General features: G+C 40.1%; 28 protein-coding genes. 17 read left to right on the forward strand and 11 right to left on the reverse strand.

What is annotated here, in order from left to right; genetic code table 11:
* Positions 1-88 precede the first annotated feature (88 nt).
* Complete coding sequence (locus IV514_RS01835; RefSeq protein ID WP_206483204.1) at positions 89-3,064, forward strand: TonB-dependent receptor; 2,976 nt, start codon at positions 89-91, stop codon at positions 3,062-3,064.
* A 190-nt stretch (positions 3,065-3,254) separates the two neighbouring features.
* Here the strand turns inward: IV514_RS01835 and IV514_RS01840 are convergent, their stop codons facing one another.
* The 3 genes from IV514_RS01840 to IV514_RS01850 form a co-directional block, all read right to left on the reverse strand.
* Entirely contained in the window at positions 3,255-4,679 is a 1,425-nt protein-coding gene (locus tag IV514_RS01840) for a sulfotransferase (RefSeq protein WP_206483205.1), read from the reverse strand.
* A gap of 114 nt (positions 4,680-4,793) precedes the next feature.
* On the reverse strand, positions 4,794-5,657 hold the full coding sequence (gene hslO / locus IV514_RS01845) for an Hsp33 family molecular chaperone HslO (RefSeq protein WP_206483206.1): 864 nt from the start codon (positions 5,655-5,657) through the stop codon (positions 4,794-4,796).
* A gap of 2 nt (positions 5,658-5,659) precedes the next feature.
* A complete protein-coding gene (locus IV514_RS01850; RefSeq protein ID WP_206483207.1) occupies positions 5,660-6,067 on the reverse strand; it encodes a S4 domain-containing protein in 408 nt (135 codons plus the stop codon).
* A gap of 176 nt (positions 6,068-6,243) precedes the next feature.
* Between IV514_RS01850 and gspC the strand changes: the two genes are divergently transcribed.
* The 12 genes from gspC to IV514_RS01910 all read left to right on the forward strand — a co-directional run bounded on the left by gspC (position 6,244) and on the right by IV514_RS01910 (position 17,577).
* Complete coding sequence (gene gspC / locus IV514_RS01855) at positions 6,244-7,179, forward strand: type II secretion system protein GspC (RefSeq protein WP_206483208.1); 936 nt, start codon at positions 6,244-6,246, stop codon at positions 7,177-7,179.
* Between the two features lie 103 nt (positions 7,180-7,282).
* Entirely contained in the window at positions 7,283-9,295 is a 2,013-nt protein-coding gene (gene gspD / locus IV514_RS01860; protein ID WP_241242198.1) for a type II secretion system secretin GspD, read from the forward strand.
* Between the two features lie 2 nt (positions 9,296-9,297).
* The gene (gene gspE / locus IV514_RS01865) at positions 9,298-10,809 is read left to right on the forward strand and encodes a type II secretion system ATPase GspE (RefSeq protein WP_206483210.1); all 1,512 of its coding nucleotides are present in this window, start codon (positions 9,298-9,300) and stop codon (positions 10,807-10,809) included.
* A gap of 9 nt (positions 10,810-10,818) precedes the next feature.
* Entirely contained in the window at positions 10,819-12,042 is a 1,224-nt protein-coding gene (gspF, locus tag IV514_RS01870) for a type II secretion system inner membrane protein GspF (protein ID WP_206483211.1), read from the forward strand.
* Between the two features lies 1 nt (position 12,043).
* Positions 12,044-12,487 carry a type II secretion system major pseudopilin GspG gene (gspG, locus tag IV514_RS01875; protein ID WP_206483212.1) on the forward strand — a complete coding sequence of 148 codons (444 nt, stop codon included), beginning with the start codon at positions 12,044-12,046 and terminating at the stop codon, positions 12,485-12,487.
* A gap of 33 nt (positions 12,488-12,520) precedes the next feature.
* Positions 12,521-13,165: a type II secretion system minor pseudopilin GspH gene (gene gspH, locus IV514_RS01880; protein WP_206483213.1), complete on the forward strand. Its 645-nt coding sequence runs from the start codon at positions 12,521-12,523 to the stop codon at positions 13,163-13,165.
* Positions 13,155-13,535, forward strand: a complete 381-nt coding sequence (gspI, locus tag IV514_RS01885) for a type II secretion system minor pseudopilin GspI (RefSeq protein ID WP_206483214.1) — start codon at positions 13,155-13,157, stop codon at positions 13,533-13,535. Before gspH ends, gspI begins: the two co-directional genes overlap by 11 nt.
* Positions 13,532-14,161 carry a type II secretion system minor pseudopilin GspJ gene (gene gspJ / locus IV514_RS01890; protein WP_206483215.1) on the forward strand — a complete coding sequence of 210 codons (630 nt, stop codon included), beginning with the start codon at positions 13,532-13,534 and terminating at the stop codon, positions 14,159-14,161. The genes gspI and gspJ overlap by 4 nt, the downstream gene beginning before the upstream one ends.
* Positions 14,158-15,147 carry a type II secretion system minor pseudopilin GspK gene (gene gspK, locus IV514_RS01895; protein WP_206483216.1) on the forward strand — a complete coding sequence of 330 codons (990 nt, stop codon included), beginning with the start codon at positions 14,158-14,160 and terminating at the stop codon, positions 15,145-15,147. Before gspJ ends, gspK begins: the two co-directional genes overlap by 4 nt.
* Positions 15,147-16,373, forward strand: coding sequence for a type II secretion system protein GspL (gspL, locus tag IV514_RS01900; protein WP_206483217.1), 1,227 nt, complete (start codon positions 15,147-15,149; stop codon positions 16,371-16,373). Before gspK ends, gspL begins: the two co-directional genes overlap by 1 nt.
* A complete protein-coding gene (locus tag IV514_RS01905) occupies positions 16,370-16,840 on the forward strand; it encodes a type II secretion system protein M (RefSeq protein ID WP_206483218.1) in 471 nt (156 codons plus the stop codon). The genes gspL and IV514_RS01905 overlap by 4 nt, the downstream gene beginning before the upstream one ends.
* A complete protein-coding gene (locus IV514_RS01910) occupies positions 16,837-17,577 on the forward strand; it encodes a type II secretion system protein N (protein WP_206483219.1) in 741 nt (246 codons plus the stop codon). The genes IV514_RS01905 and IV514_RS01910 overlap by 4 nt, the downstream gene beginning before the upstream one ends.
* Here the strand turns inward: IV514_RS01910 and yrfG are convergent.
* A complete protein-coding gene (yrfG, locus tag IV514_RS01915; protein ID WP_206483220.1) occupies positions 17,574-18,251 on the reverse strand; it encodes a GMP/IMP nucleotidase in 678 nt (225 codons plus the stop codon). The two genes, IV514_RS01910 and yrfG, sit on opposite strands and share 4 nt — an antisense overlap.
* A gap of 80 nt (positions 18,252-18,331) precedes the next feature.
* Between yrfG and nudE the strand changes: the two genes are divergently transcribed.
* Genes nudE through IV514_RS01930 form a run of 3 tightly spaced genes read left to right on the forward strand, consistent with a single transcriptional unit; the run spans position 18,332 to position 20,297 of the window.
* Positions 18,332-18,898, forward strand: a complete 567-nt coding sequence (nudE, locus tag IV514_RS01920) for an ADP compounds hydrolase NudE (protein ID WP_206483221.1) — start codon at positions 18,332-18,334, stop codon at positions 18,896-18,898.
* Positions 18,895-19,713 carry a 3'(2'),5'-bisphosphate nucleotidase CysQ gene (gene cysQ / locus IV514_RS01925; protein ID WP_206483222.1) on the forward strand — a complete coding sequence of 273 codons (819 nt, stop codon included), beginning with the start codon at positions 18,895-18,897 and terminating at the stop codon, positions 19,711-19,713. Before nudE ends, cysQ begins: the two co-directional genes overlap by 4 nt.
* 14 nt (positions 19,714-19,727) lie before the next feature.
* Entirely contained in the window at positions 19,728-20,297 is a 570-nt protein-coding gene (locus tag IV514_RS01930) for a YceI family protein (protein ID WP_206483223.1), read from the forward strand.
* Between the two features lie 11 nt (positions 20,298-20,308).
* Here IV514_RS01930 and IV514_RS01935 read toward each other — a convergent pair whose 3' ends face one another.
* The 5 genes from IV514_RS01935 to IV514_RS01950 all read right to left on the reverse strand — a co-directional run bounded on the left by IV514_RS01935 (position 20,309) and on the right by IV514_RS01950 (position 24,830).
* Positions 20,309-20,539 (reverse strand): YheU family protein, encoded by a 231-nt coding sequence (locus tag IV514_RS01935; RefSeq protein ID WP_206483224.1) that lies wholly within the window; start codon positions 20,537-20,539, stop codon positions 20,309-20,311.
* Positions 20,540-20,637: 98 nt separating this feature from the next.
* A complete protein-coding gene (locus IV514_RS01940; protein WP_206483225.1) occupies positions 20,638-21,327 on the reverse strand; it encodes a flagellin in 690 nt (229 codons plus the stop codon).
* A gap of 183 nt (positions 21,328-21,510) precedes the next feature.
* Entirely contained in the window at positions 21,511-21,639 is a 129-nt protein-coding gene (locus IV514_RS17405) for a DUF3149 domain-containing protein (protein WP_241242140.1), read from the reverse strand.
* Positions 21,640-21,758: 119 nt separating this feature from the next.
* Complete coding sequence (locus IV514_RS01945) at positions 21,759-22,499, reverse strand: sel1 repeat family protein (RefSeq protein WP_241242141.1); 741 nt, start codon at positions 22,497-22,499, stop codon at positions 21,759-21,761.
* A 432-nt stretch (positions 22,500-22,931) separates the two neighbouring features.
* Entirely contained in the window at positions 22,932-24,830 is a 1,899-nt protein-coding gene (locus IV514_RS01950) for an ATP-binding cassette domain-containing protein (RefSeq protein WP_206483226.1), read from the reverse strand.
* A 107-nt stretch (positions 24,831-24,937) separates the two neighbouring features.
* On the opposite strand from IV514_RS01950, the gene IV514_RS01955 reads away from it, so the two are divergent.
* Positions 24,938-25,129: a YheV family putative zinc ribbon protein gene (locus IV514_RS01955; RefSeq protein ID WP_346776885.1), complete on the forward strand. Its 192-nt coding sequence runs from the start codon at positions 24,938-24,940 to the stop codon at positions 25,127-25,129.
* Between the two features lie 9 nt (positions 25,130-25,138).
* Here the strand turns inward: IV514_RS01955 and IV514_RS01960 are convergent, their stop codons facing one another.
* The gene (locus IV514_RS01960) at positions 25,139-25,375 is read right to left on the reverse strand and encodes a SlyX family protein (RefSeq protein WP_206483227.1); all 237 of its coding nucleotides are present in this window, start codon (positions 25,373-25,375) and stop codon (positions 25,139-25,141) included.
* Positions 25,354-26,352, reverse strand: coding sequence for a hypothetical protein (locus IV514_RS01965; RefSeq protein WP_241242142.1), 999 nt, complete (start codon positions 26,350-26,352; stop codon positions 25,354-25,356). The genes IV514_RS01960 and IV514_RS01965 overlap by 22 nt, the downstream gene beginning before the upstream one ends.
* Between the last annotated feature and the right edge of the window lie 70 nt (positions 26,353-26,422).

A 26,422-nucleotide genomic window follows, 5' to 3' on the forward strand; every position in this document is an offset into this window, starting at 1 on the left:
ACATGTTACTTTTTAGTAACAATTGTGCACGAATCTATTTCAACACAATAAAAAAATAAAACACTATAAGTCCAGAGAGAAACACAATATGAGAAATAATATTTCTAGATCGTTTAAGCGCTCAGTTACAGCTGCTGCTGTAGCAATGTCGCTTGGTGTTGCTATGCCTGCAATGGCAAATGAAGGTAACATCGCTGGTAAATCAATTACGACAGAAGGCCAAGCGTTATCAGGCGTTTCTGTTACAATTAAAAACTTAACCACGGGCTTGACTCGTACTGTATTATCTGATGCTCAAGGTAACTACCGTTTTCCTTTATTGCCGGCTGGTGAATACTCATTAGAAGCGAAAAAAGACGGCTTTACCGTATTAAAGCAAGATAGCTTAAGAGTTGGAGCTATCGGTTCAACGAATGTGAATTTGGCATTAGAAAGTGGCGATATTGAACGTATTACTGTTACTGGTGCTATGATCTCTGCTATCGATGTTAGCTCAAGTGAATCACAATTAGTCGTTGATGTTGCTGACTTAGAGAAAATCCCAGTTCCTCGTGACATTACATCTGTTGCAATGTTAGCACCAGGTACCGTTGAAGGTGACTCTGATTTTGGTAATCTTGCATCTTTCGGCGGTTCATCAGTTGGTGAAAACGTTTATTATGTAAATGGAATTAACACTACTAACTTCCGTAATGGTTTAGGTGGCTCTGAACTACCATTTGAAATGTATAAGACATTTGAAGTTAAAACAGGTGGTTATTCTGCTGAGTTCGGTCGTTCAACTGGTGGTGTTGTAAACATTGTTACCAAGAGCGGCTCAAATGAATTCAAATGGGGTGCAAGTGCCTACTTTGAACCAGCATCATTAAGAGAAGAGTCTCCTGATGTAAAACGTACAGATCCAGATAATATCGAAGAAGCTGGTTCTGAGTACTATGTTGTTAATAACAGAGACAACGTTGGTGAAACCAACTATAACCTTTGGGCTAGCGGCGCACTAATTGAAGATAAGTTATTCTTCTTTGGTATCCTTAACCAACAACAACGCGATAGCGACTATGCATCTAGCAGTGCTATCTTTGATCGTGAAGCTAACGATACTTTATATGCGTTGAAACTTGATTGGTATATCACCGATGATCATATCTTAGAGTTTACTGGTTGGGACAACAGTTCTGATTTAGACAGCACTAAAAACCTTTACAACCCAGATACGAATACTACCGGTGAGCACTATGGTGACTACACCCTAGAGCGCGGTGGTAAAACTTGGGGTCTTAAGTACACCGGTATTATTACAGATGACTTAACTATTAGTGCCCAATACTCAATTAACAAAGCGAGCTATAGTAATTTAAACGCAGGTAGTAACCCTGTTGGTGACAAACCAGTAGTTTATGAACGCTTTTCAGGTCGTGAATTTGGTGGTTTTGGATTGTTCACTCCATCGGTTCAAAATGATGAGCGTAAAGCATTTCGTTTTGACGTAGATTGGTATGTTCATGATGATCACACTTTGCGTTTTGGTATTGATTCAGAAGATTTATCTGCAACTGAGAATACTCAACGTGCAGGCGGTGTAGCATGGCGTTATGAAGATTGTGACTCTGACTTGCTAGCTCAAGGCCAATTAGACTGTGACTCTGTACGTAAAGAAATTTATAGAAACCAAGGTGATTTTGAAACTAAGTCTTCAGCTTTCTATATTGAAGACAAATGGCAAGTTACTGAGAACTTAGTAGCACGTATTGGTTTACGTAATGAAACGTTTGAAAACTACAACAAAGCGGGTGACAAATTTGTTGATGTTTCTGACCAATGGGCTCCTCGTCTAGGTTTAAGCTGGGATGTTAAAGGCGATGGTGAAAGTAAAGTCTTTGCCAACTATGGCCGTTACTTCTTACCTGTTGCAACGAATACAAACGTGCGTTTAGCGGGTGATGAAACTTATACGCGTCAATATTTTGATGTTGAAAGTATCAATGCTGACTTTACTCCTAACTTGGTTCCAGGTTCAGGTGGTAGTGTTTCTGTTTATGGTGACGGTACCTTAAAAAATACTGCTGAGACTGTTAATGCAGACTTAGATCCTATGTATCAAGATGAATACATTATTGGTTACCAACAAGTCATCGATGATTCTTGGAGCTTTGGCGTTAAGGCCACTTATCGTGACTTAGGTAGCTCATTAGAAGATATCGCGATTGATGCTGGCTTTGATGCTATGTTAGATGGCGGTTGTACTATGTGTGCATCAGGTTTCCATTATTATGTATTAACTAATCCAGGTGAAGATGTGACTATCACTACTGATCCTGATGGTGACGATGGCCCATTAGAATATAAAGAATATACTATCAGTGCAGATCAATTAGGCTATCCTAAAGCAGAGCGTTCTTATGCTTCTGTAGATGTTACTGTAGATCGTCAATGGGACGACCAATGGATGATGTCTTTCACTTATACTTGGGCACACAGCTGGGGTAATAACGAAGGTTTTGTTCGTTCGGATAACGACCAAGATGATTCAGGTTTAACGACTAACTTTGACCAACCGGGTTTAACTGATGGTGCAAACGGTAACTTACCTAATGACCGTAGACACCAAGTTAAGTGGAATGCTGCATACAATGTAATGGAAAACTTTAACATTGGTGCAAACTTCCGTTGGACTCAAGGTCGCCCACTTAACTCGTTTGGTTATCACCCTACAGATGTATTCGCGTCTTTGTATGATGCGGCATCGTTTGTTAAAGATGGTCAGCTAGTAAAACGTGGTTCGGAAGGTCGTACGCCTAATACATGGAACTTAGATTTATCTGCTACCTATGACTGGTATTATGATGACAGTAAAATAACATTCCGTGCAGACGTATTTAATGTCTTCAACAATGATAAAGCGACTCAATTCAATGAAGAAAATGAGCGTTTTTCTCACTATGATGGACATCCAACCAGCCCATTTGGTGTTATTGCTCGCGGCGAGCACAACCCAACTTATGGTTTGCCAACATCATTCCAAACGCCACGTTATGTTCGTTTCAGTGTATCAGCTGAATTCTAATATAGTGTAGCTAATAACGTAGATAAAAAGCCTTAGCATTTTAGCTAAGGCTTTTTTTTGTCCAATAGATGCAAATGATTAAAACATTTATCATTAGTTAGTTGTTTTATAACTAGGTAAATGCCTGATTTATCGACCTTAATCAAGTTGAAAGCAGAAGATAACCCGCACTAGGGTGAGACAATATTCATTAATTGAAGAACTTTGCTTTGATAAATGCTGAGCAATTGAGTGAATGCGGATTTAATGCTTGCCGAACTTGCCCAACACTGGCTGTTTGTACTGGCTGGTCATTTTGATAAAAAGTTAACATTTCTGGGGTAAATTCGGTTGTTAATTGAGCACAGCATTGCTTAATCGTAGCTTCAGGTTTTTGTACAAGTTCTTCATAACTGATCTGTAGTATTTTATCAGCAAATAGCGATTGCCAATGAGCCATGAGTCTTGCTTCACCATTAATAAAGGTTTTGATGTTTGAAATGTCAAAGCTCCAAGGTAACCCTTGACTAAAGAAAGTTCTAAAACATGACCAAGCTGTTGTGTTAGGGTCTCGGGTAATATTAATAAATGTCGCGTTAGGGTATAGCTGCATCAACAAACCAAGGTGATGATTAATATTCAATGATTTGTCTATTATATAAGGGCTGCCATCGGTTCGTTGAGCCATCAATTGGCTGTATTCGCTTTGCAGTGTTGTCAGTATCTCTTTAGCATTTGTATGGTTAGCTAAATTATTTATTGTTTGTTGTCCTATCTGTGCGATAGCAAGTGCTAAGCTATTTGACTCACCAGCACTAACAATTGAAGGATGGGACGATAATACCTGTTGTAATAAGGTTGTACCTGTTCTGGGTAACCCTATAATAAAAACAAACTTCTCTGACGATTTTGGCGTTAATTTCGCAATCTTTTGAAAGTACTCTTGATTTTGATGCCTAATGATCTCATTTATTTGATGTTGATATTCAATATCATTAAATGGATATTTTGCCTTCATTAACTGGCAACCAATTGAGAACTTTGCAAAGGCTTGCTCTTCTTTATCCACATCTAATAACGCTTTACCATAGGCAAACCAATAGGGAATTTGATTTTGTAAATCATTGCCTTGACGCATCTTAACTTCTAATGCTTGTAAGCTTTTAAACTCTTTGTCTTCGATAGTAAATTTTTTTAACGCTGATAATGTTAGCCAGGAGATCCCTAATAAAGGATTTTGTGACAGCGCTAACCTCAAATGTTTCAGCGACAACTCAATTTGACCTACTTGGCTGTATGCCGTGCCTAAAAAGTGATTAGCTGCTATTGAGTAATGTTGCGTTGCAGATGATTCCATCAAAGCAATCGCTTGATGTATTTTACCTGCTTCAGCATAAATCCCAGCTACTTGTAATCGTCGATTATCTTCATTAGGAGCAACATTTAGGTAGAATTGAGCACAGCGGATTGATAAATTTATTTCACCAACTGATAATGCAATACGAGTTAATCCACCCCAAAGATTACCCAGATCAGCTTGTGCTTCTATTAACTGAGTCAAATTTTCAATAGCTGTGGCTTTGTTATTTTTTTTGATATTGGCTAATACTTGATTAGCTAAAGTTTTGTGATCCAAAAGAATGACCTAACGTTATTTGTTTACTTTTCAACGTTATAATTTAACCTTTAACGGACAATAATCATAGCTCCGCCATGAAACTTGTTGGGCGGAGCAGATATAGCAGCTATATTAGTGTTTAGTCTCTACCAATAAATGCGCTAACTGTGCCTGATCAAATTGATAAGTACTTAAGCAATAATCACAGGTCATGCTAATGTTGCCTTGCTCGGCTAATATACTTTTGATTTCACTCGGCTCTATTTGCGCGATGGCATTTAAACACTTTTGTTGTGAGCAACTACATTGATATTCGACCGTTTGTGGGTCGAATAAGCGTACCTGCTCTTGGTGATATAAACGATATAGTAGCTCTTTGGCATCTAATGTAAAAATTTCATCAGCCTTAATGGTTTCTGTTAATTGGCACAGGTGATCAAAATCATTAAGCTGCTGTTGTTTATTATCGCCATCAGGCAAAAGCTGCACTAAGCTGCCAGCGGCTTGTTGATTTGTATCGTCATGAAATAACCATATTTTTGTCGGAATTTGTTCCGATGCTTCAAAGTAATGGGCTAAGCACTCAGCAAGTGTGGCATGCTCAAGTGCAACGACACCTTGGTAAGGTTCACCTTTGCTGGGGCGTATAGTGATCACCATATTTCCTTTGCCAATTAATGCTTGTAAGCCAGTGGCATTAGTTTGCTCAGATAATTTGGCAATGCCACGCATTTGTTGTTGATGATTACCATTAACGGCAAGATAGCCAATGGGACCATCACCTTGTAACTGTACGGCAATTTCACCTTCAAATTTTAACGTTGCGGTCAATAAGCAAGTGGCTGCAACTAGTTCGCCTAATAATTGTCTTACGCCTGAAGGATAATTGTGTGGCTCGATTATTTGTTGATAAGTTTGACTAAGTTGTACAAGCTCGCCTCGTACATGTAAATCATCAAATAAGTAACGATGTAAAATATCTGGTTGAGAAGTCACTCTTAGATCCTTTCTTTAAATTGTCGTATTTGTCGGCGTTGTTTTTTATCGGGTTTACCATCGGCAGCTGGGCTTAATAAAATACCTTGCTTTCTTGCGATGGCATTACGAGTTCTTAACTCAACACTGTCTTCAGTTTCCTGATAAAGCGTTTGAGCAAAAGTCGCATCTCGGCGCTTATCGGCAAGTGCAACAACAACAACTTCTTTTTCTTCGTAGCCCTGGCGTACTTTGATGGTGTCACCAATATTGACGTTTTTGCCTGATTTAGGGCGCTGACCATTATAAAATACTTTACCGCCATCGATCATCTGTTTTGCGATAGCGCGTGTTTTATAAAAGCGTGCTGCCCAAAGCCATTTATCTAAACGGGTTGAATGGCTAACATCGGCTGTTTTATCTTTTTTCATCTTAATGTCATTCAAATCATTTAAAATAGGTTGTATCTGTAGTCACTATTTTACACTATTGAGCGGGTTATTTTTTAATATTCTTGAAAAATCCTGTAGATTTCTTGTTGCAAAGCGATTGCTCAAGTATCATCAGGCAACGATGAAATCAAAATTAACTGCATTATTATAATAAAATGGGATTTCCTAAAGATTTAGCAACAGCCTATGAAGTTTTGCTAAAGTTACCTCAGCAAAAAATAGCGAAAGTTATCAGTGCATTATTGCTGTGCTATATCGCTTATCTATGCGCAAAATTGACCTGGTTGTTAGTACCACAGCAGCAAGTTGCGTCTGCGCCTGTTTTTAATCAGGGACAGCAGTTAGCGCAAGCGCAAAGTGCGAAAATTGATATCGCCTCGATCATCCAATTAAATTTGTTTGGTGAATACAACGCAACACCTAAAGTGGTGGAAGTGAAAGTACAAGATGCACCAGAAACTAATCTACGTTTGAAGTTAACGGGGACGGTTGCTAGTGATAAGCCAGAGATAGCCGCAGCCATTATTGAACAAAACGGTAAACAAACAACCTATGGTGTTGGCGATAAGATAGAAGGCACCAGAGCAACATTAGAAAGCGTCGCGCAAGATCGGGTATTGATTAAACAGTCAGGTCGCTTAGAAACGTTAATGTTAGATGGTTTTAAATACAATAAAATGTCATCCTCTTTGCCAAGCGTGCCTTCGAAAAGACCGCCTGTGATTGATGCGCCGAGTAAACCTCAAGTAATTGATCAGCGAGATAATCAATTACTGAGTGAATCTGCGAAACAATTGAAAGAAGATATTAATAATGATCCGGGAAAAATTATCGATCATTTAAAGATAGTACCCAAACGAAGTGATGGTACCATCATTGGTTATCAGCTGATGCCAGGTAAAAACCCTGAATTTTTTAAAGCTTCGGGTTTGAAATCTGGCGATATTGCCGTGCAAATGAATGGTTTAGACCTGACTAATCCCAGTGAAGCCGCTCAAGCGTTACAGGCACTGAAAGAACAGACCGATTTATCGTTACTCGTATTGCGAGGCAACGAAATGACAGAAATACTTTTTAGTATTGAAGAATAATAATTTTTGAGAGTATAAGGAATTTTTCATGCGCACATCGATAATTGCGCCTTGGCTAAAACGAGCCTGCTTAGTGATATCAACCGCTGTTTTTTTTAATGGTATGGCTTTTACTGCGCTTTCTGTTAATGCGGCCCAGTATTCTCCTAATTTTAAAGGCACCGATTTAAAAGAGTTTATTAATATTGTCGGTAAAAATTTGAAGAAAACCATGATTGTCGATCCTAACGTTCGCGGGAAGGTGAATGTTCGCAGTTATGATTTATTATCCGAAGAACAATATTACCAATTTTTCTTAAATGTATTAGAGGTTTATGGTTTTGCAGCCATAGAAATGGATAATAACATCATCAAAATTATCCGCGATAAAAAAGCTAAATCTGCAGCAACCCCTCTTGTTGATGAAACCAATCCAGGGGTTGGTGATGAAGTGGTCACTCGTGTGATCGAAGTGAAAAATGTTACCGTTAGAGAGTTATCTCCATTGTTACGTCAAATGGCTAACCAAGCTGGCGGTGGCACAGTGGTCAATTATGATCCTGCCAATGTGTTTATTATGACCGGTACTGCTGCCGTGGTAAATCGCTTAGCTGAAATAATTAAACGTGTTGATAAAGCAGGCGATCAATACGAGCAAATCATTAAATTAAAATACGCATCTGCTGGTGAAATGGTGCGAATTATCGAGTCGCTGAATAAAAACTCTGGCAATAAGGCAGGGACACCGAGTTTTCTTATCCCAAAAATTGTTGCCGATGAACGAACCAATAGTGTGATTGTCAGCGGTGAAAAACAAGCACGCGAGCGTACCGCAAAGTTAATATCCCGCTTAGATAGCGAGCTGGAAAGTAATGGTAATACACGGGTGTATTATTTGAAGTACTCAAAAGCTGAAGATTTAGTCGATGTTCTTAAAGGGGTGAGTGAATCGATAGAAGCTGAGGATAACGGTAGTAAATCAAAATCACAGCGTAGCAAAAATCGCAATATCAGCATCAATGCTCATAAAGAAACCAATACTGTGGTTATCACCGCACAACCCGATATGTTACGTTCGTTAGAAGCGGTTATTCGCCAGTTGGATGTACGTCGAGCACAAGTATTAGTGGAAGCTATTATTGTTGAAGTATTTGAAAGTGATGGGGTGAACTTAGGAGTTCAATGGTACAACGAAAATGGTGGCTTTACCCAATTTACTAATGGGCCTGCTACCATCAGTAACGTCGCTGGCGCTGCTGAGGCTGCCAGATCTGAAAAGGGAAAATATATTCCTCCAGTATTACACCCTGACACCGGAAATATTATTTCACCAGGTGTGCAAGAACCAGACATTAAAGGTAATTATGACTTACTGGCACAAGTGCTTGGTTCAGTAAACGGTATGATGTTCGGCATCATGGATAATGATTGGGGCGCGATTGTGCAAGCGGTAAGTGCTGACACTAATTCAAATATTTTAGCAACCCCAAGCATCACCACGCTTGATAATGAAGAAGCTGAATTTCTAGTCGGTCAGGAAGTACCAGTGATCACAGGGTCTACTACTGGTAGTAATAATAACAATCCGTTCCAAACGGTTGATCGTCAAGAAGTGGGCATCAAGTTAAAAGTGACGCCACAAGTAAATGAAGGCGCGGGCGTACAGTTAACCATAGAGCAGGAAGTCTCTTCTGTCAGCGGCGCTACAGGGGTTGATATTGCGATTAATAAGCGTGAAATAAAAACCACGGTCATGGCTGATAATGGTGCGACTGTTATTTTAGGTGGCTTGATTGATGAAGATGTACAGGAAAGTGTGCAGAAAGTACCATTCCTGGGTGATATTCCGATCATAGGCCATTTATTTAAGTCTACCAGTAACACTAAGCGTAAGCGTAACTTAATGGTATTTTTGCGCCCAACAATTATTCGTGATGGTAAATTGATGAATCAAATCAGCAAGGAAAAATATAATTATATCCGCGCGGATGAATTACGTAAGTTAGAAGAAGGCATCGATTTGATGGACGATGAGAAATTACCATTATTACCAAAATGGAATGATAAATTGGTGTTACCGCCATCGTTTGATCAATATATCAAAGATAAGCAAGAAAAATCATCAGAGCAGCAATAGTTATGATAAGTGATGATGAAACCGTGGTGACTGCGCCGATCGAACATACCGTACTACAATTGCCGTTTGGTTATGCTAAACGCCATAGTGCCTTGCTGACTTTTGAAAATGAGCAATTGTCACTGCATTGTTTAGCGGATATCTCAACCGATGTCATGGTTGAAGTAAGACGCTTGACTAAACAGCCATTTCAGGTGGTGATAGAAACACCTGAGCGTTTTGAATTATTGCTTACGACTGTTTATCAGCGAGACTCTTCCGAAGCCAAGCAAATGATGGAAGATATCGGTAATGAAGTGGACTTATATTCACTTGCCGATGAGATGGTGGAAACCGAAGATTTATTGGCGAACGAAGATGATGCGCCGATCATTAAGATGATCAATGCCATGCTCAGCGAAGCAATAAAAGAAAACGCCTCTGATATTCATATCGAAACATTTGAACAAGCATTGCAAATTCGTTTTCGCGTAGATGGTGTATTGCGTGAAGTGTTAAAACCCAACCGTAAATTGGCCTCGTTATTGGTGTCACGTATTAAAGTCATGGCTAAGCTTGATATTGCTGAAAAGCGAATTCCACAAGACGGGCGAATTTCCTTGCGTATTGCTGGGCGTGCTGTCGATGTGCGGGTATCAACCATGCCAACGGGGCATGGCGAACGGGTTGTACTTCGCTTATTAGACAAAAACTCTGCGCGGCTTGATTTACAAGACTTGGGTATGACCGATGGTAACCGAGAAAGGTTTTCGCGGTTAATTGAAAAACCACATGGCATTATTTTAGTGACAGGCCCTACAGGATCAGGTAAATCGACCACCTTGTACGCTGGTTTAAGTCAAATCGATCATAATGAGCGCAATGTATTAACCGTTGAAGATCCAATCGAGTATGCGATTGAAGGCATAGGTCAAACGCAAGTAAACACTAAGGTCGATATGACCTTTGCGCGCGGGTTACGTGCCATTTTACGTCAAGATCCTGATGTGGTGATGGTGGGTGAAATACGTGATTTAGAAACGGCGCAAATTGGTGTGCAAGCTAGTTTAACTGGGCATTTGGTGTTATCCACTTTACATACTAATACCGCTGCTGGTGCGATCACTCGTATGGAAGACATGGGCGTTGAGCCATTTTTACTTTCCTCCAGTTTATTAGGCGTGTTAGCACAGCGATTAGTGAGAACGCTTTGTCCGCACTGTAGGGAAAGTCACCTGCCTGATGATAAAGAAGTTAAACTCTTAGGTTTAGCTGCAGACAGTCAGACGCATATTTATCGAGCCGTTGGTTGTGAAGAATGTAACTTTAAAGGCTATAAAGGGCGTACGGGTATCCACGAATTATTATTGGTAGATGATAAGGTGCGAGAACTCATTCACAATGGTAAAGGTGAGCAAGCCATTGAAAAATACATACGTACTAATACTGCAAGTATTCGTCGTGATGGCTTTGATAAAGTGCTTGGTGGTATAACTACGCTGGAAGAAGTGTTACGCGTTACTCGGGAAGATTAATCAAGCATTATGGCAGCATTTGACTATCAAGCGGTTGATAACCGAGGAAAAATTAAAAAAGGGGTCATCGAAGGGGATACACCTCGGCATGTGCGCACTTTATTGCGCGATCAGGGGTTAATGCCAACGGAAGTCACTCCTAGTTTAATGAAAAGCAAACAAAAGCAATCTTCATCAGGTTTTGGCCGTAGCAAAAAAATTACCGCTACCGAGCTTGCTTTATTAACCCGTCAACTTGCTACGTTAGTTGAGTCAGGTTTACCGTTGGAAGAATCTTTGCTTGCTGTTGCTGAGCAATGTGAAAAAAATACCCTGAAAAGCATGGTGATGGCTGTACGAACAAAAATCACCGAAGGCTATGGCTTAGCCGAAAGTATGGCGGAATTTCCTCAAGTATTTAATCACCTTTATCGCGCCATGGTCGCAGCAGGTGAAAAATCAGGCCATCTCGATAAAGTTCTAAATCGTTTAGCTGACTATACCGAACAGCGTCAGAAGCTCCGCTCTCAGATGGTTCAGGCTATGGTGTACCCATCAATAATGACTGTTGTTGCTATTGGGGTTATCGTGGTGTTATTAACCTCAGTGGTCCCTCAAATTATTGGTCAGTTTGAGCATATGGGGGCTAATCTGCCGGGAACGACACAATTTTTAATTTCGACCAGTGAGTTTTTGCAACACTATGGCTTAGCTATTTTAGTTTTGATAATAGTGGCGGTAGTTATATTTTTGCAAATGATGAAAAAGAGCAGTTTTAAGTATCAAGTTCATCAAAAAATATTATCTATGCCTGGGCTGGGAAAAGTGATCCGAGGCATTAACACCGCACGTTTTGCCCGTACTTTAAGTATATTAACAGCCAGTGCGGTGCCACTATTGGAAAGTATGACCATAGCTGGTGAGGTACTGGATAACCTTTACATTAAAGATAAAGTGAAACAAGCGGCGGATAAAGTAAGAGAAGGCTCAAGTTTACGCTTGTCATTAGAACAGACAAAACTTTTTCCTCCTATGATGCTCCATATGATAGCCAGTGGTGAAAAAAGTGGTGAATTAGAACATATGTTAGGCAGAGCGGCAGATAACCAAGATAGAGAATTTGAAGCATTAGTGAATATTTCACTAAAAGCGGTAGAGCCAGCGATTATGGTGACAATGGCTGGCATTGTATTATTTATTGTTATGGCGATTCTTCAACCGATTTTGCAGTTGAACACGTTAATAGGAAGTTAGTATGAATAAGAAGAGAATGAGTAAACCACAATCAGGTTTTACCTTATTAGAAGTGATGGTGGTTTTAGTGATCATCGGTATTATTGCCAGTATGGTTGTGCCTAACCTGATGGGAAGCCAAGATACTGCGCGCGAACAAAAAGCGGTTATTGATATTGGCTCATTAGAAACGGCGCTAGGTATGTACCGTTCACAGAATTATAATTACCCCACTACAGAGCAAGGTCTCGAAGCATTAGTGGAAAAAACGGATATTGAACCTATCCCTAAGCGTTTTCCTGAAGGTGGATATATTAAGCGTTTGCCTCAAGACCCATGGGGTAATGATTATCAGTTGTTAAACCCAGGTGAGCATGGTGCAATGGATATCTTTTCAATGGGACCTGATGGTGAAGCCGGTACTGATGATGACATCGGCAACTGGAATTTAGGCGACTACCAATAATTCGCCTCTAGTGCGAAATGCTCTGTTGATACAATGAAAAATCTAACCAACAAACACCACAACTTTGGGTTTACCTTAATTGAGGTGTTGTTGGTGATCCTCGTTGTTGGCCTAATGGTGGCGGCAGTTCAGCTCAACTTTAATTCCAATAAGCCAGAAGCTCAGCTGCAACAAGAAAGTGCTCGATTTGCTAGTGTATTTAATTTGGCAGCAGAGTATAGCTTACTCAACAACCTAGAACTTGGCTTGTATATTCAAAACAATACCTATCAGTTTGTTGGCTTTGATGGTGTGAGTTGGACGACAATTCCTGATAATAAGCTGTTTGATATTTATCAATTGCCGGATATGTTCACGATGAACTTAGTGTTTGACGATCTGCCGATGGAACAGCCCAGCCTTGTTAGTCGAGAGTTATTTCAACTTGATGAGGACGCGATACAAGACCTTGAGGATGATGCAAGTGATGAGCAGCCTGTGATTATCCCACAAGTTTATATACTTTCAGGGGGAGATATTACGCCGTTTCGTATGGTATTTTCTTTTGCGGATTTGTTTGATGTCGAGCAAGATATCGCTTATGCCGTGACTGGTTTATATAGTGCTCCAGTGAGGGTATCTGAGCCTATTATCAACGGTGATTTTAGCGAGCTGTCAGGAGAGTCAGATGCATTATAACCGTAGTTTCGGCTTTACCTTAATCGAGGTCTTATTAGCATTGTCAGTGTTTTCATTAGCTGGCTTGGCGTTGCTAAATACTGCAGACACTCATTTTACCAGTTTGAATCAATTGGAAGATAAAATGATGGCGGAATGGATCGCCAGTAATCAATTGGTAGAAGCTCATTTAGAGAAGAGTTGGCCACCGAAAAATAATAAAAAAGGCAAGGTTGAACTTGCCGGTCGCCAATGGCATTGGCTACAAAAAGTGATCAAGACAACTGACAAAGATATGCGTGCTATTGTTGTTGAAGTCAGATCAGATGAACAATCGGAATTAGCACTGACAAGTTTGACAAGCTATATCTCGAAAGGAAGTGCCAAATGATCAGGGCTCGTCAACTTCGTTTAGCCGTTGGTTTTACTTTGATAGAAGTGTTACTCGCAGTATCTATTTTTGCGATGATCAGTTTAGCTAGTTTTTCAATTTTTGATGGCGTGATGAGAAGTGAACAGAGTTCTCAAGATAAAATTGAACGTATCAATGCGCTGCAAAATACATTCATGGTGATTGAGCGTGATTTTTTGCAGATATCTCAACGTTCTATACGCATGGATGGTGAAGCGCCGAGTAGCGATTTTATTTATACCAGTAACAATAGTTACTCATTATCGGAGCAGGCTATTGCCTTTGTTCGTGCGGGATGGACAAACCCTGGTTTATTGATCCCGCGTAGTGATTTGCAGTCGGTTGCTTATCAACTGAAGGATAACCAGTTACAACGTTTACACTACAATTTTGTAGATGCAGTGGTGGGAGAAAAACCTAAAGTAAGGGTATTAATTGATCATGTTTCATCAATGGCGTTGCAATTTTTTTATGATAATAAATGGCAGGAAAAACCCATTGCAGGTCGTTTACCCAGAGCAATTAGTCTGACACTTGAATTAGATGATCTTGGTGAAATTGAACGAAAATTCTTAGTTGCTGAACAAGCTGGGGTCAAATCATGAGGCGCAAGCCCAACAGCGGTGTTGCATTAATCACTGTTATGTTAGTGGTTGCACTCGCTGCTATTATTGCGACACAGATGCTGGCAAGGTTACAGTATCAAGTACAACGCACTACGAATATCAGCTTTAATCAACAAGCGTATTGGTATGCGATGGGGGCAGAAGCATTTGCTAAACGTGTGTTAGCCACGGCGTTTGAACAAGAGCCTAAAGTGACGCACTTAGGGCAAATTTGGGCGCAAGGTGAAACCACCTATCCAGTAGACTTTGGCGAAATCAGTGGTGAAATTACTGATATGCACTCGTGTTTGAACCTTAATGCATTGCGGGTTATCAATGATCCAAATGTTGCGGCAAAAGCAGAGCCTTTGGCAAAAAAAGCATTCCAAGAGCTGATTTTAGCGTTGAATATTGAAGGTATTGGTGATTTTGAAGCTGAATACATGGCTGATGCGTTAAGTGATTGGTTAGATGATGATAGTGCAATAGTGAGTGCTGGCGGGGCTGAAGATAATGATTATTCTGCCAAAGAGTTTCCTTACCTACCTGCGAATCATTACTTAGCGAGCGTTAATGAATTAAGGGTTATAGAACATTTTACTGTGCCTGTTATCGATGCGTTAAAACCTTATGTTTGTGCATTACCTAATACCGATTTACACCAGATCAATATCAATACCATTGATGCTGAAAAGCCTCAATTGCTCCAAGGACTACTTGCTATCGCTGAAACTGACGCAGAGCAAATTTTAGCTGCTCGAGGCATTGAAGGTTTTAAAGAAACGGGGGCGTTTTTTGATTTGCCTGAAGTGAAAAAATTAAAATTAACCGATGAACAAAAACAGCAGTTTGTAGTTGATAGTGAATACTTTAAACTAACAGCTAAGACAAATTTTAATACGAGCTACTTTCAACTGAATTCGGTGTTACAAGTAGCAGAAAATAATCAAATAAGTGTAATTAGCCGCACGATAGGACGTGACTAATGGCAGAAAAATTAATTATTCGACTAGGTAGTCATATACACGATCCAGTTCACTGGTTGGTGTGGTCGAATACAGAAACAAATATTATTGCCAGTGGCGAGCTCGCAAGTGCTTCGTTATTGGCTGAACTTCATGATAAGTCATTAACTCGGCAAGTGCTGGTGTTAGTGCCGGCATGTGATGTAGCGTTAAAACAGCTCAAAGTGCCGGCAAAGTCGAAAAAAGCGATGCAATTAGCTGCGCCGTTTATGCTAGAAGATGACTTGGCACAAGACGTTGAGCAGTTATTTTTTGCTTATGGGGATGTAAAATCAGCAGATAATCAGCACAATTGCTTTATGGCGGCGATTGAACGCCAACAAATGCAGCTATGGTTATCCTGGTTAGCAGACGCGAATATAAAAGTGTTGTGCATGTTACCCGATGCTCTTGCTTTACCTGATGCAAGTGATAAATGGCAAGCGATTCAATTAGGTCAACAAGTTATATTACGTCAAGGAGATTGGCAAGGGATCACCGTTGATGCATCGTTATGGCCCAATATTTGTCAAACTTTCTCGAGTGAAGCAATTAAAGTAATTGAGAGTTACTCGCCGTTGCCAGAAGCCGATGTTGCACTTGAGATCGAGTCTCAACCTGAAGAATTACCTTTGGCGCTCATGGCGCAGCAATTATCAGGACAGAAAATTAACCTATTACAAGGAGAGTTTGCTGTTAAGTCAGATCGTTCTCCTTTGCTGAAAACATGGGCATGGGCAGCAGGGTTTTTAGTGGTAGCCTTGTTAGTCAATGTCATGCTTAAGTCACTGACGTTAATGAAAATTAATCAGCAACAAGTTGAAATTGAACAACAAATAGTGGCCACTTATAAACAAGCTTTTCCTGAGACTCGACGGGTCAGAATCGCAACGATTCGCTCACAACTTAAGCGGAAAATGCGTGCTGTAGGCTCAGGAGATCACCAAGCTGAGTTCCTTGCTTTATTAGCGAAGGTGCAGCCTGCTTTCGCTGCGGTGCCACAGTTAAAGCCAGACTCACTACGATTTGATGGCAAACGAAATGAATTACGTTTACAAGCAACAGCTGACGGTTATCAGCAGTTTGAGCAGTTTAAAGTGCAGTTAGAGTCACAGCAATTAAGCGTGTCGCAAGGAACGCAGAATAATCAAGGGGATAAAGTGACGGGCGCATTTAGTATCAAAGCGAGTAACGGAGGTCGATCATGAAAGCTTGGTGGCTTCAATTAAACGCGCGTGAACAGCGGTTAATCAGTGCGTTATCCGCAGTGGTGATCGTTTTTATTTTGTATAGTCTTATCTGGCAACCGTTAAACACACATATTGAAAAAGGCGAACAGAAACTTGATAAACGAAATGAACTGCTTGCTTGGGTCACTAGTGAAACTGCACGCTATCAGGCTGCAAAAGGACAGCTAGCAAGACCGAGTTCAGGCAGTATTTCAAGTATTGTCAACCGTTCAGCTCGTTCCTATGACATTAGTATTGCCCGCATACAACCGCAAAATAATGATGTACAAGTATGGATTGATAGTGTTTCTTTTACTCAATTATTACAGTGGTTGGCGCAATTGGCTGAAAAAGAAGGTATTCAAGTGTTAAATATTGATATTGCGGCATCAGAGCGCTCAGGGGAAGTGCAAGTGAAGCGTTTGCAATTAGGCAGAAGTGAATGAAAAAAGTAGCGGTTATTGCCAGTTTTTTGTTGGCGTATATTGTATTTTTGATTATTTCAACGCCCGCGCGCGTTGTGATGCAATGGGTTGAACTACCAAGCAATGTTATTTTAGGTAATGTTTCGGGTACGATTTGGCATGCTAAAGTAGATGCATTGAAAATCAATCAGGAAGTTGTGCACAAGATTGAAATCAAACCGAATGTTTGGTCATTTTTTACCTTCGACCCAAGTATTAATGTCACGTTCGGCGATGCTTTACTGCCAGGGCCAGAAGGGCAAGCAACCATCGCAGGTTTGTTATCTGATGTTCGATTTTCACAAACTAAAATAACCGAGTCTGCGAATCGGATTGTCAGTAAACTTTCTTTACCGGTTGCGTTAACGGCTCATCAATTTGTTGATGTGAGTATTGATGAATTTGTTGCCGGTGAAGCAGGTTGTCAGGCGCTTGCTGGTGATGTGCGTTGGGCTAATGCAGCGGTTACCGCGTTGGATGAAAAAATCGCACTCGGAGATCTTCAGGCGACATTGACCTGTCAACAAGGCGCTATTGTATTAACTTTGCAGGAGCCGAATAATCTAGGCTTGAGTTTTGATTTATATCTTGGTCAAAATGCTCAGGTTTCGGGCGATGGCTATCTTAAACCGACGGCGCAAATGCCAAAAGCAATAGAACAAATGGTGCCATTTTTAGGCTCTCCAGATAATCAAGGACGCTATCGTTTGCGTTTTTAGCCGCTATAGGGATTATTACTGATATCATCAACTAAGGTATTAAAGTCTTGTACTGACGGATATTGAGTGATTTCCCTTGCAGGTTGCTGGCTATCAGGATTAGCTACGGCTAATAAATGTTGAATACCAAACTCTTTGGCAGAATCTAAAATATCAATATTATCATCAACAAATAAGGTGGAAGATAAATCAAACGGCTCGGTTTTTTTGAGTTTTTGCCACAGTTCTTGTGATTCTTTAGTGACACCGAATTCATGTGTTGAGTATAACTTGTCAAAGTATTTATCTAATTGAGTGCGCTCTACTTTTAATGACAAACTATCCGGGTGGGCATTGGTGACTAATATCACTCGTCTGCCAGTGGCTTTTAAAGTTAACAAAAATTGTTCAGCATCATCGCGTAAACGGATCAGGTGTTGCACCTCTCGCTTTAGCATAGCGATGGGAAGTTGGGTTTGTTCAGCCCAGTAATCTAAGCAATACCAGCCAATGGTGCCATAAACTTCTTGGTATTGTGCTGCCATGTACTTTTTGGCTTCTGACAATGAAATATTCTCACTTTCACTGTATCGTTTAGGTAAATGCTCTAGCCAAAAATGGTTATCGAAATATAAATCAAGAATAGTACCGTCCATATCAAGTAAAACAGTTGAGATATTTGACCAATCAAGCATAGATTTTTTCCAGTGAAGCAACGTATTATAGTAGTATATCGAATAATAAAGGGTAGTTCTCAGGTAATCTATTTATTTGAATGGTAAAAATGACTAAACAGAAAGTATTACCGCAGATATTAAAGCGTAAACAAGTGGCGAAAAGTCAGCTATTTGCTATTGAGCAACTGGAGTTACAGTTTAGTAATGGTGTTGAGCGTGTTTATGAGCGAATGCAAGGCTCAGGCCGTGGTGCGGTAATGATAGTCCCTATGTTAGATCACGAGACTATATTATTAGTAAAAGAGTATTGTGCGGGCACTCACAGTTATGAATTAGGTTTTCCTAAGGGGTTGATTGACCCAGGAGAGAAACCGATAGTCGCCGCGGATAGAGAGTTAAAAGAAGAAGTGGGTTATGGAGCAAAGCAACTAACCTTATTGCATACGGTAGCTATGGCTCCGGCATTTTTCTCGGGCTCAATGGAGATATTTTTAGCACAAACACTTTATCCGGAAAAGCTTACAGGGGATGAACCTGAACCATTAGACGTAGTATCATGGAAAATCAAAGATTACAAAGCATTATTACAACACCCTGACTTTAATGAAGCGCGCAGTATTGCCGCTTTGATGTTAGTGGTAGATAGCGTAAAGAGTAGCGAATGAACTTAGAACAGTTGTTGACTATTGCGCTGGATAGCAGCAAAAAAGCTGGTATAGAAGTGGCAAAGCACTATAGTAGCGGTGATTACACGGCTGAAACTAAAGATGATAATAGCCCTGTCACTAGTGCTGATCTTGCGGCTAATCAGGTATTGATGGATGAATTGCAACGTTTATCGCCCAATATTCCTATTATTTCGGAAGAGGTGGGAGCACTACCTTTAGCGCAACGTAAACAGTGGCAGCGTTATTGGCTACTAGATCCTATTGACGGCACAGGTGAATTTATTATTGGCAGTGGTGACTTTGCTGTCAATGTTGCCTTAGTGGACAATGGCTGGCCTGTGATTGGGGTTATTCATGCGCCTGATCATCATACGACTTATTATGGACAACGTCAGCTGGGAGCTTTTAAAGAGACATCAACAGGCAGCCAAGCAATCAAAGTCGCTTCATATGATGGTGAACGTCCAATTAAGGTGGCGATCAGTAGAAGACAAAAGCTTCATTTGATGGGACAGTATTTAAATGATGCGTTTGATTACCAACACATTGCTTATGGTAGCTGTTCGCTGAAAAACTGCTTAATTGCTGAAGGTGTTGCTGATTGTTACCTGCGAATAGGACCGACAGGTGAATGGGATACTGGAGCCAGCCAGTGCATATTGGAACAAGCCGGTGGCAAAATACTTGACAGTGAATTTAATCCACTGTCCTATAATTTACGTGAATCTTTGATGAATCCTGATTTTATTTCGTTAGGCTCATCGAGTATTCCATGGCAGCAAGTGATCCGTCCTCATCGGGCACAACGTTAAGTAAAGGAGTATCTATGAACAAGTTAATTGGGTTTTTAGCATTATTTTTGTCATTTTCTGTGTTGGCAAATTGGCAACTCGACAATCAAGCTTCTGTGGTGAGTTTTACCACATTGAAAAAAACACATGTTGCGGAAAATCACCGATTCCATCAAATCGCCGCTACTATCTCTGAACAAGGCAAAGTGGCTCTGTCGATTGATTTGACCAGTGTCGATACTAAAGTTGCTATACGTGATCAGCGTATGAAAGAGTATTTATTTAATGTTAAACAATTTCCAAAAGCGAGCTTTTCGGCTCAAGTGCCAGTTAAACAAATAACAGCGCTTGAACAGGGGAGTAGTGATATTTTAACGGTAACAGGTTTAATCGAGCTGCACGGTCAAAAGCAACAACTTCCTGTTAAAGTGATGGTAACTAAGGTGAGCGACGATCGTATTTTAGTCTCGAGCATTGAGCCTATCTTGATTCAGGCACAAGCATTTGATCTTATTAAAGGAATTAATAAATTGGCGGAATTAGCAAAATTACCCAGTATTACAACCACAGTACCGGTGAGTTTTGTATTAAGTTTTACTCAGTAAGGACAACAGGCCTATTCCAATACTTGATTATTAAATTGCTCTGCTGGCAGGATATTGACCGTTTGATGCAGTTCAGAAAAGACTAAGACAATTTTCTTTTGTTCAAGCTGTTGTTTGATTTGTGTAATTTTATCGTCGAGTGACACATCATATTCGCCATAATCTGTGCCTTCTCGCAGAATAAAGGCCTCTATGATGTTGTTTAGTGTTTCTGCTGTCAGCGATTGGTATGGAATGATCATAGTATCTTGTTGATGGATAAATAGGGGTCTATGTTACCTAAAGCAACTAAAAAAGCCTACGCAAGAGTAGGCTTTTCTGTATGTGGTGTAAGTGATATTTAAATCAGTTGGTTAACTAATAAGCCTTTTCGGCTATCTTCATCTTTTTTGTTAATGATGGCAGCTTGTAATTGCGTATTGATTTGCTGTTGCTCGGCAGTTGTCTGCGCATAGTCAGTATCTTGTATACGTGAGCGTGACGCTGAAACATTGACGCGTGTGGTATCATAACTAACAGACTGGCTGGCTAATGCGTTACTCTCTGCACCCAAAGCCGCCGCATTTTCATTAATTGCCGTAAAGGCAGATTCTAAAGCTTGTTGCGTGGCTTCAGGATCATTGGCGTCTAAACCAGAAAGAAAATTGCTATCTCCCAAGGCTTGACCTGCTACTGTGTTAATTTGTTCAGTGAGTTGGTCAAGTTCACCTTGAATTGCATTACTGTCGCTTAAAGGGCTGCCTGACTGAATTGACAGCACGTTAGCACGTTGTAAGCCATCGGCAATAGAAGAGAGTTGGCCTGATTGTACATCGTTAATATTGGCTTGATCTTGAGCATTATTACTGAGTTGCTGGTAACCATTTACTTGAGAGGTTAAACGACTAGAAATTTGCAGGCCAGCAGCATCGTCTGCTGCACTGTTAATACGCTTACCCGACGCTATTTTTTCATCTTTTTCTTCACGTTCGTTGTTCAAGCGGTCGATAATGCTTAACGACGGTGATGTTTGATTAATAGAAAGTGCCATAAAATGCCCCTTGATCATATTACAAGTACAACGAATAAATGCACCTCACAGTATAGCAGAAAATCTTGTTTTGGTCACAAAATAAACAACTATAAAGATGAACAAGTTAGCAATAAATTTGTTTAATAGATCAAAGGTATCATTAGGCGAATTACCGACAATCGAACTACAAACGAAATTCTATTATTTATTTTGTTCGATGTTCTTGAGGAAGAAATAGACATAAAAACCACAAATGCCTAGTACGATTGCTAAGCCAATAATAGAGGTAAATACCACAGGATCGTTAAGTAACATGTTAAAAAAGTTCATGACAAACTCCTTGCTTAATTCGTTATATTCCACATTGTTTGTAGGTGTATTTTATAACGATTAAGCAAGAAGGAGATGATGCAGATCAATATTCTGTTTCATCGGTATTTTTTTGCGAATTACAGCCGTGATTGGCGTGCTTTTTTGGCTTTTAAATCTAATTGTATAAAAATTTGCTCGCGCAGCGACTCTGCTTTTTCACGACCTTCTTTTATGTCATCAATACTCAACTTATGCTCATCCATGTCTCTACTTTTTTCCGCTGGCTCATAGCCACTTTTAGCTGCGATATAATTCCACACATAAGAGTTAAGTAAGCTTTTTTTCACGCCTCTTCCTTCATAGTACATTAGCGCTAAGTTGAATTGTGCTAAAGCGTAGTTTTGTCTTGCTGCTTTTTCATACCAGTAAGCAGCCTTTTTTGCATTCTTTCTAACACCAATCCCATCAGAATACATGACACCTAAGTTAAATTGAGCGCTAGCTAGATCTTTATCTGCGGCTTTTTTCATTAAAGTGAATGCTGTTTTTAAATCTTTCTTAACAATTTCCCCATCACTGTACATCACTGATAATGAAAATAATGCATCTGGGTAGTTTTGAGCTGCAGCTAAGGTGAGTAATTCAAAGGCTTTTTGAGGATCTTTTTTCACTCCCCAACCATTCAAATGTATCATTGCCATTTGATATTGAGCGGGAGAGTATTCCTCTTCAACTAAAGGTTTAAACTCTTTGATGGCAGCGGCAAATTCACCTCGGTTTAATTGAAAAATGCCCAGTTCTAAATCGCCATCAAAACTATAGACTGAAACGCTTGAGCTCAACGCAAGTAATAGTATTGCTTGTTGTATTATTTTCATAAAGCACCTAAGTATTGAATTATTTGACTTAATTTTTAGATTTACTTTTAGGGCGTGTTGATCTTTCAAGTTTGTTTTTGCAGCAGTTTGTTGGAAATTCATACAAGGCAGTGCTTTTGATGTGTGGTTGTTCCACATGATAAAGCACTAAAGATTTTATGCTCCTGCAAAATCACCTTACCCCACATCCATGTGGGGCAACATAGTATAAATGACAACAAACGCTGCCTGAAAGATTCGGTTAAAAGCGTTTTACTCTTTGTTGTAAGGAGATTTACTTAGATGACTAAGCGTCATTCCTCACGCCGCGATTAAAACGCTTTTATCTCGAACAAAAATTAAACAGCAAAGATCAACACGCCCTAGTTAAGTGTAGCAAGTGAATTAAATCTTATACTAATTTATCGTAAATATTTATGACTGAACAGGCCATCACTGCGACATGATTTCTTCAATCTGTTCTTCAAGCTCTAACCATAACATTTCATTTTCAGCGATATCTTGTTTCAATGAAGCTTGTTGCTTAAGTAATTCGGCTAATTGATCTTTATTGTTGCTCTGGTAAATATCACTGTCTGCTAAAGTGTGCTCTACTTGTGCTAATTCTTGCTGCCACTGGGTGATTTTTTTCTCATATTGTTGTGCTTTTTTCTTCAGTGGGGCAGCATGTTTTCTCAATTCAGCTTGCTGTTTACGTAGCTGCTTTTTATCAATGCTTGGCTCAGTCGATGGTGTTTTCTCATTTTGAAAGCTTACTTTTTTATCATTGTTGAGCCATTGCTGATAATCATCAATATCACCTGAAAACTCATCAACTTGGCCATTAGCAACAAGGTAAAATTCATCAACACAAGATTCCAGTAAATAGCGATCATGGGCGATTAATATGATTGCTCCGGTAAATTCTTGTAATGCTAAGACTAGCGCTTGGCGCATTTCCAGATCTAAGTGGTTAGTGGGCTCATCAAGAAGTAATAACTGAGGTTTGTCGAGCACAATTAACGCTAAGACTAAACGTGCTTTTTCACCACCAGACATGGTATTGACCGCTGATAATGCTTGATCGCCGCTAAAGCCGAAACGACCTAAAAATGTCCGTGCTTGTAATTCACCAAACTCAGGTTTTGCGCGTATTATATGCTCAATGGCGTTAGAGCTCATATGCAGTTGTTCAAGTTGATGCTGAGAAAAGTAGCCAATTTTCAGCTCTTGGGCGCAATATCGTTTTCCATCAAGTAAGTTTATGTCACCGGCGAGCGACTTGATCAATGTTGATTTCCCTGCGCCATTACGGCCCAATAAGCCAATACGACTGCCGGGTACGAGTGAAATATTTGTATTATCGAGAATTTTAATTGCGTCATCGTATCCGCAGTCGGCTTGCTCTAATGACAGTAGTGGATAAGGCATGTAATCGGGCTTGTCGAAGCTAAAAGTAAATTGGCTATCAACATGAGCCGGCGCTAAGTCAGGTAACTTTTGTAGGCGTTTTAATCGACTTTGAGCTTGTTTCGCTTTACTTGCTTTGGCTCTGAAACGGTCTACAAATGCGGTTAAATGCGCAACTTCTTTTTGTTGTTTTTGATATTGAGCATCTTGTTGGGCTAGTTGCTCTGCACGTTGACGCTCGAAGGCAGTATAATTGCCGCTATAAAGTTTGGCTCTTTGCTGTTCAATATGCAAAATTTGGCCGATCACGTCATCAAGAAAGTCTCGGTCATGTGAGATCAATACTAAGGTGCCGGTAAAGCGTTTTAACCATTTTTGTAGCCAAATGACGGCATCTAAATCTAAATGGTTGGTTGGCTCATCCAGTAATAATAAATCACAACGACTGATCAGCGCTTGGGCTAAGTTTAGCCTCATGCGCCAGCCCCCTGAAAAATCTTTTACAGGTTGACTTAATTGTTCTTGCAAAAAACCTAACCCATGTAATAGCTCACCAGCTCGTGCAGGCAGGGAATAACCGTTAATGGTATCAATTTGATTAATAATCGTGGCTTCTAAGGTACCATTATTGTCTGCTCTTGCTTGTGCTAGTTTTTGCTCAAGCGCGCGGAATTCTTTATCACCGTCAATCACATAATCAAGCGCTGACTTTGCTAATGCAGGAGTTTCCTGTTTAACGGTGGCAATTTTCCATGTGGCTGGCATAGCTAGTTCACCAGCATCTGGCTGTAATTCACCTAGTAATGCGGCAAAGAGCGAAGATTTACCACAGCCATTAGCGCCAACCAAACCAACTTTGTGATTAGGATGTATGGTAAAGCTTGATGATTTTATTAAGTTTTTAATGCCTCTATCTAAGCTTAAGTCGACTGCGGTGATCATGAAAAATCCTGATAATTAAAAAACGCGGCTATTGTCGCTTTTCCTCGGGTCGTTATTCAAGGTAAAATGTGAAAATTAACGCGATTAATGAAAATATGAGATCTTAGGTGAAAAAGCGATTTATAGCGGGTGCTGTGTGCCCAAAATGTCAAGCAATGGATACCATGGCTTTGACAAAAGAAAATGATGTGGAAAAAGTTACTTGTGTAAGCTGTGGTGAACAGATGACACAACCCGAAGCGCAAGTTGAAAAAGCGGTTCGCGAACATGAGCAAGTGATCGGTGTTTTTAAACAATAAATCGCTCGTTTAATAATGCGGTGGTGGAGGCTCTATTTCTTGCTTGTCGGTGGATTGGGGCTGGCTTTCTTTGAGTCGCGTAGCAATAAGCTTCAACTGAATTTTTAAATTAGTAATTTCTTCTTGATGAATGGTTAATTCGTGATTGAGTTGTTCGATCACATCGTCCTGAAAAGCATTTCTAGACTCCAATGCTTCAATACTTTGTTCTAATTGCTTAATTGTTACGGAAGGCTCGTTTGCCATAATTCTGCGTATCCAGAAGAAGATTCAGTTAATATAAGGTTATTATCGCTAAAAGCAACGCTATACACAACCGCTCCCGCTGGACGAATATCTTCTCGTGGTGTCACGCGCCAACTTTCTAATCGCTTGCCATTAGATACTTGCCAGATACTGACTTTTCTTGAAGGTGCCCCAGTGACTATGTATTGACCGTCTGGTGAAAACCTCACCGCACTAAAGACTTCTTGACGATTTGTGTATTTGAGTTGGCTTATTAGTTTTCCATTGGTTAAATCCCATATATTTGCCGATTTTTTGCTGTCGGCGGTAAAGGCGTAACGGCCTTGAGGGTCGATAATAACTTTTGTGACCCGGCTGGGGTGATTAAAACGATAAATCACTTGACCAGTTTGCGTATCCCACACATACGCAACAAAATCATTAGAGCCTGAAATGGCGATGCGTCCATTGGGTAACATATCGACGGTATTCACTTTTTCCTGATGGCCTAAAAACTCAATACGACGGCCACTTTCTGGGGTTAAATGAACAACTTTGCCATCACTCTTTCCGATTAAAATGTACTTACCGTTGTTGGCTAAAGCAATATCACGGATATTGGATGAACTGATCTGCCAATACCCTTCAGAGACACCTGTGGTGGTATTCCATAATGAAAACTTTGTTCGACTAGCGGTTAAGACATGACTATTGTTATCTGCAATGTCAGCGGCCAATACCAGATTATCAGCGCTGTCTTGTTGCTGAGACCAATTAAATTTTAACGCGTTATTTTCTATGTCCCATAAACTAATGCCGTGATGAATAGAGGAGACGACACTTAGTTTACCATCATTTGAAATATCGGCGGCATATGCCCCTTCAACCGCATGCTGCCAGCGAATAATTGGCTTTTGTCCGGCAGGCTGGCAAGCGAGTAACATCATGCCTAGTAAGCAAAAAGTCAGTATGTAAGTTATTTGTTTGCTTATCGTCAAAATTTTATGCTTTTATCGTTCCGCGTTTATCGTTAGTATAAGTTCTTTTTTTACACATGTGTATCGCACA

The sequence above is a fragment of the Thalassotalea sp. G2M2-11 genome, assembly GCF_017168195.1.
In the GTDB taxonomy this organism is placed as follows: domain Bacteria; phylum Pseudomonadota; class Gammaproteobacteria; order Enterobacterales; family Alteromonadaceae; genus Thalassotalea_E.

Bases quoted from the DNA above. Each gene is read 5' to 3' on its own strand.
- IV514_RS01835 (WP_206483204.1), top strand. From the start codon at position 89: ATGAGAAATAATATTTCTAGATCGTTTAAGCGCTCAGTTACAGCTGCT.
- IV514_RS01850 (WP_206483207.1), bottom strand. From the start codon at position 6,067: ATGAAAAAAGATAAAACAGCCGATGTTAGCCATTCAACCCGTTTAGAT.
- gspC (WP_206483208.1), top strand. From the start codon at position 6,244: ATGGGATTTCCTAAAGATTTAGCAACAGCCTATGAAGTTTTGCTAAAG.
- gspD (WP_241242198.1), top strand. From the start codon at position 7,283: ATGGCTTTTACTGCGCTTTCTGTTAATGCGGCCCAGTATTCTCCTAAT.
- gspE (WP_206483210.1), top strand. From the start codon at position 9,298: ATGATAAGTGATGATGAAACCGTGGTGACTGCGCCGATCGAACATACC.
- gspF (WP_206483211.1), top strand. From the start codon at position 10,819: ATGGCAGCATTTGACTATCAAGCGGTTGATAACCGAGGAAAAATTAAA.
- gspG (WP_206483212.1), top strand. From the start codon at position 12,044: ATGAATAAGAAGAGAATGAGTAAACCACAATCAGGTTTTACCTTATTA.
- gspH (WP_206483213.1), top strand. From the start codon at position 12,521: ATGAAAAATCTAACCAACAAACACCACAACTTTGGGTTTACCTTAATT.
- gspI (WP_206483214.1), top strand. From the start codon at position 13,155: ATGCATTATAACCGTAGTTTCGGCTTTACCTTAATCGAGGTCTTATTA.
- gspJ (WP_206483215.1), top strand. From the start codon at position 13,532: ATGATCAGGGCTCGTCAACTTCGTTTAGCCGTTGGTTTTACTTTGATA.
- gspK (WP_206483216.1), top strand. From the start codon at position 14,158: ATGAGGCGCAAGCCCAACAGCGGTGTTGCATTAATCACTGTTATGTTA.
- gspL (WP_206483217.1), top strand. From the start codon at position 15,147: ATGGCAGAAAAATTAATTATTCGACTAGGTAGTCATATACACGATCCA.
- IV514_RS01905 (WP_206483218.1), top strand. From the start codon at position 16,370: ATGAAAGCTTGGTGGCTTCAATTAAACGCGCGTGAACAGCGGTTAATC.
- IV514_RS01910 (WP_206483219.1), top strand. From the start codon at position 16,837: ATGAAAAAAGTAGCGGTTATTGCCAGTTTTTTGTTGGCGTATATTGTA.
- yrfG (WP_206483220.1), bottom strand. From the start codon at position 18,251: ATGCTTGATTGGTCAAATATCTCAACTGTTTTACTTGATATGGACGGT.
- nudE (WP_206483221.1), top strand. From the start codon at position 18,332: ATGGTAAAAATGACTAAACAGAAAGTATTACCGCAGATATTAAAGCGT.
- cysQ (WP_206483222.1), top strand. From the start codon at position 18,895: ATGAACTTAGAACAGTTGTTGACTATTGCGCTGGATAGCAGCAAAAAA.
- IV514_RS01930 (WP_206483223.1), top strand. From the start codon at position 19,728: ATGAACAAGTTAATTGGGTTTTTAGCATTATTTTTGTCATTTTCTGTG.
- IV514_RS01935 (WP_206483224.1), bottom strand. From the start codon at position 20,539: ATGATCATTCCATACCAATCGCTGACAGCAGAAACACTAAACAACATC.
- IV514_RS01940 (WP_206483225.1), bottom strand. From the start codon at position 21,327: ATGGCACTTTCTATTAATCAAACATCACCGTCGTTAAGCATTATCGAC.
- IV514_RS17405 (WP_241242140.1), bottom strand. From the start codon at position 21,639: ATGAACTTTTTTAACATGTTACTTAACGATCCTGTGGTATTTACCTCT.
- IV514_RS01945 (WP_241242141.1), bottom strand. From the start codon at position 22,499: ATGAAAATAATACAACAAGCAATACTATTACTTGCGTTGAGCTCAAGC.
- IV514_RS01950 (WP_206483226.1), bottom strand. From the start codon at position 24,830: ATGATCACCGCAGTCGACTTAAGCTTAGATAGAGGCATTAAAAACTTA.
- IV514_RS01960 (WP_206483227.1), bottom strand. From the start codon at position 25,375: ATGGCAAACGAGCCTTCCGTAACAATTAAGCAATTAGAACAAAGTATT.